Annotated in this window: 1 protein-coding gene and 2 pseudogenes; all 3 read left to right on the top strand. The window is 67.8% G+C overall.

Annotated features, from left to right (window positions below):
- Window positions 1–774: pseudogene (gene actP / locus JMF90_RS26260) on the top strand (cation acetate symporter); the annotation flags it as partial.
- A 355-nt stretch (window positions 775–1,129) separates the two neighbouring features.
- Window positions 1,130–2,422, top strand: coding sequence for a dicarboxylate/amino acid:cation symporter (locus JMF90_RS26255; protein WP_006477705.1), 1,293 nt, complete (start codon window positions 1,130–1,132; stop codon window positions 2,420–2,422).
- 4 nt (window positions 2,423–2,426) lie between these two features.
- A pseudogene (locus JMF90_RS26250) lies at window positions 2,427–4,346 on the top strand (ATP-binding protein); the annotation flags it as partial.

The following is a 4,346-nucleotide window of genomic DNA, read 5'->3' as shown; positions in this document are numbered from 1 at the left end:
ACGGGCTTCATCGGCTACTTCTACCTGCTGACCTTCGTGATCGGCTTCTCGGCGATCGTGCTGCTCGCGCAGCATCCGGAATTCTTCCGGCTCGGCGCGAACGGCACGTTCAACCTGACGCACGACCTGCTCGGCGGCTCGAACATGGTCGCGGTGAAACTCGCGCAGGCAGTGGGCGGCAACTGGTTCTACGGGTTCATCGCGGCCGTCACGTTCGCGACGATCCTCGCGGTGGTCGCGGGCCTGACGCTCGCCGGCGCGACGACGATCTCGCACGACCTGTATGCGCAGATGTGGGCGCGCGGCAAGCCCGACGAACGGCTCGAGATGCGCATCTCGCGCGCGGCGACGATCGGGCTGTCGGCCGTCGCGATCGCGCTGTCGATCCTGTTCGAGCACGTGAACGTCGCGTTCATGGTCGGGCTCGTCGCGGCGGTGGCCGCGAGCGCCAATTTCCCGGTGCTCGCGATGTCGATCTTCTGGCGCGGGATGACCACGCGCGGCGCGGTGCTCGGCGGCGGCCTCGGCCTCGTGTCGGCGGTCGCGCTCACGGTGTTGTCGAGGTCGGTGTGGGTCGATGTGCTGCACCACGCGCACGCGGCGGTGTTCCTCGACAACCCGGCGCTCGTGTCGGTGCCGCTCGCGTTCGTCGGGATCGTGGTCGGCTCGCTCGCGGATCGTGGCGAGCGCGCACGCCGCGAGCGCGACGCGTTCGCGCAGCAGGAGTTCTACGCGCAGACCGGCCTGCTGGCCGGCGAGGCCGTGCAGCACTGATTCCTCTGATGAACGACGCATCCGTCCGGATCGCTGGACGGATATTTTCCGGAAATCCGGAATCCCGGATTTCCTTGCCTGCCGCATTATGGGAAATACAATGAAAACAACGGCTTGAGGGGTTCCGGAAACCTGGCATCGACCTTGCGATATAAAGCGCACGGCCATCCCCCGGCCGAACTACTACAGCAAGCAAGGAGACAACCGATGACCAATGCCTTCCTCCCCCTCCGGATGTCCTGAGGCATCGCTTGTTGCGGCACGGCAGCCGCGCGGGTGAATGCCTTTCCCCTGAGACATTCGCCTGCGCGCGTGACGCCGTTTCCACGGCTCATCTACTTCAGCAGGAACCATCGTGAAGAAGAAACCCTTCTACAAAGTGCTCTATGTGCAGGTGATTTTCGCCATCATCGTCGGCGTGATCCTCGGCCACTTCTACCCATCGATCGCCACCGACATGAAGCCGCTCGGCGACGGGTTCATCAAGCTGATCAAGATGGTGATCGGCCCGATCATCTTCTGTACGGTCGTCACCGGCATCGCCGGCATGGAGGACATGAAGAAGGTCGGCCGCGTCGGCGGCAAGGCGCTGCTGTACTTCGAGATCGTGTCGACCTTCGCGCTGCTGCTCGGCCTCGCGGCCACGCACCTGCTGCGTCCGGGCGTCGGCTTCAACATCGATCCGGCGACGCTCGACGGCAAGGCCGTCGCGTCGTACGCGGCGAAGGCGCACGGGCAGTCGACGGTCGACTTCCTGATGCACATCATCCCGAACACGATGGTCGACGCGTTCGCGCAGGGCGAAATCCTGCAGATCCTGCTGATCGCGCTGCTGTTCGGCAGCGTGCTCGCGCACCTCGGCGAGCGCGGCCGTGTGGTCACCGACTTCATCGACGGCCTGACGCGCGTGCTGTTCGGCATCGTGCACATCGTCACGAAGCTGGCCCCGATCGGCGCGTTCGGCGCGATGGCGTTCACGATCGGCAAGTACGGCGTCGGCTCGCTGGTGCCGCTGCTCAAGCTGATCGGCACGTTCTACCTGACGTCGGTCGTGTTCGTGCTGGTCGTGCTCGGCGCGATCGCGCGCTTCACCGGCTTCTCGATCATCCGCTTCGTGTCGTACATCAAGGAAGAGCTGCTGATCGTGCTCGGCACGAGCTCGTCGGAAGCCGCGCTGCCGCAGCTGATGGAAAAGCTCGAGAAGGCCGGCTGCTCGCGTTCGGTCGTCGGCCTCGTCGTGCCGACCGGCTACTCGTTCAACCTCGACGGCACCAACATCTACATGACGATGGCCGTGCTGTTCATCGCGCAGGCGACCAACATCGAGCTGACGTGGATGCAGCAGCTCACGCTGCTGGCCGTCGCGATGCTGACGTCGAAGGGCGCGAGCGGCGTGACCGGCGCGGGCTTCATCACGCTGGCCGCAACGCTGGCCGTCGTGCCGACGATCCCGCTGTCGGGCATGGTGCTGATCCTCGGCATCGACCGCTTCATGAGCGAATGCCGTGCGCTGACCAACATCGTCGGCAACGGCGTGGCCACCGTCGTCGTGTCGGCGTGGGAGAAGGAGCTCGACCGCAACAAGCTGCGCCAGGCGCTGAAGGGCGGCGGCGAAGTCGCGCCGACCGAGACGACGGCCGGCGTCTGACGCGATGAAGGAGCAGGCGGCGGCACCCCCCGCCGGCCGTGCGGCCCGCGGCGGCCGGGGCATCGAGGCGGAGGCCTATGACACAATAGGCGATCCGCATCGCCAGGAAGCCTCGACCGTGACGCGCCGCCTGCTCATCCTCGTCGTGCTCGCCGCCGCGCTCGTCGCGGCGTGCGCGCTGACGTGGACGATCACCTGGCAGCGCGGCGTCGCCGAGCTGCAGCGCAATGCCGCGGTGCGGGTCGACCGCACCACCAGCGCGCTCAAGAGCACGCTCGACCGCTACGAATCGCTGCCTTATCTGCTCGGCAGCCATCCGTACGTGCAGGATCTGCTCGCCGACCCGAAGCGCGGCGACTACACCGCCCGCGTCAACCGCTATCTCGAAGACCTCAACGAACACGCGCACGCGACCGTCACCTACGTGATCGGCGCGGACGGCCTGTGCGTCGCCGCCAGCAACTGGCGCGCGCCCGACAGCTTCGTCGGGATCGAATACCGTTTCCGCCCGTATTTCCTCGATGCGATGAACGGCCAGGTCGGCCGCTTCTTCGGGATCGGCACGATCTCGCGCGATCCCGGTTACTACATCTCGCAGCCCGTGTGGCGCGACGGCAAGATCGCGGGCGTCGTCGTCGTGAAGCTCAATCTCGAATGGTTCCAGGGCGCCGACGCGTCCGAGCCGCTCGTCGTCGTGGACGATCACGGCGTCGTGTTCCTGTCGTCGGTGCCCGCGTGGAAGTACCATACGCTGCGCCCGCTCACGGGGCCCGTCGCCGCGTCGATCTACGAAACGCGCCAGTACGCGCAGCAACCGGTCACGCCGCTGCCGCTGCGCGTCGAGCAGACGCTCGGCGCCGACGCGGAAATCGTGCGCCTCGGCGCCGGCCGGCGCGCGCCGCGCTTCCTCGCCAGCAAGCGCCGGATCGGCGAGCCCGACTGGCTGCTCGTCACGCTCGCGCCGCTCGCGCCGATCGATGCCGATGCGCGCAATGCGACGATCGTCACTGGTTTCGGCTTCGTGTCGGTCGCGCTCCTGGCGTTCTACTGGCGGATGCGCCGCGCCCGCGTGCGCGAGATGATCCGCGGCCGCGCGCTGCTGCAGCAGGCGTACGCGGAGCTGAACCGGCGCGTCGAGGAGCGTACGGCCGATTTGTCCGAGGCGAACGAGCAGTTGCAGAAGGAGGTCGGCGACCGGATTCGCGCGGAGCAGGAGCTGCGCGCCGCGCACGACGAACTGATTCAGGCGAGCAAGCTCGCCGCGCTCGGCCAGATGGCGGCCGGCATCACGCATGAGCTGAACCAGCCGCTCGCGGCGCTGCGCAGCTTCTCGGACAACACGCGCGTGCTGCTCGATCGCGGTGAGCTGGCCGCCGCGCGCGAGAATCTCGAGGCGATCGCCGCGCTCACCGAGCGGATGGGCAAGATCACCAACCAGTTGAAGCTGTTCGTCGGCCGAGCGAAGCCGCGCAACGAGCGGGCACTCGTCGTGCGCGCGCTGCGCAGCGTGCTGTCGCTGCTCGGCGAGCGCCTGCGCGGCGTCGCGCTCACGCTGACGCTGCAGGACGCGACCGTGTCGCCCGCGCACGACGCGCCGCTCGACCTTGCGCGCGACTATCCCGAACTCGTCGCGCGCTGCGAGGACCTGCGCCTCGAACAGGTGCTGATCAACCTGCTCGGCAACGCGCTCGACGCGGTGGCCGGCGTCGCGGCGCCGGCCATCGAGGTGACGATCGCGGTGTCGGCCGCGACGCTCGCACTCGAGGTGCGCGACAACGGCTCCGGCATTGCGCCCGATCTGCTGCCGCGCCTGTTCGAGCCGTTCTTCACGACCAAGGAAATGGGGCGCGGGCTCGGGCTCGGCCTCGCGATCTCGTCGTCGATCGCGAGCGACGGCGGGCGGCGCGCTGACCGCACGCAACGC

The sequence above is a fragment of the Burkholderia sp. E168m23 genome, from assembly GCF_016586125.1.
GTDB lineage: Bacteria > Pseudomonadota > Gammaproteobacteria > Burkholderiales > Burkholderiaceae > Burkholderia > Burkholderia orbicola.
The sequence above is the reverse complement of the archived record's forward strand: the minus strand, read 5'-3'. Positions and strand labels throughout refer to the sequence as shown.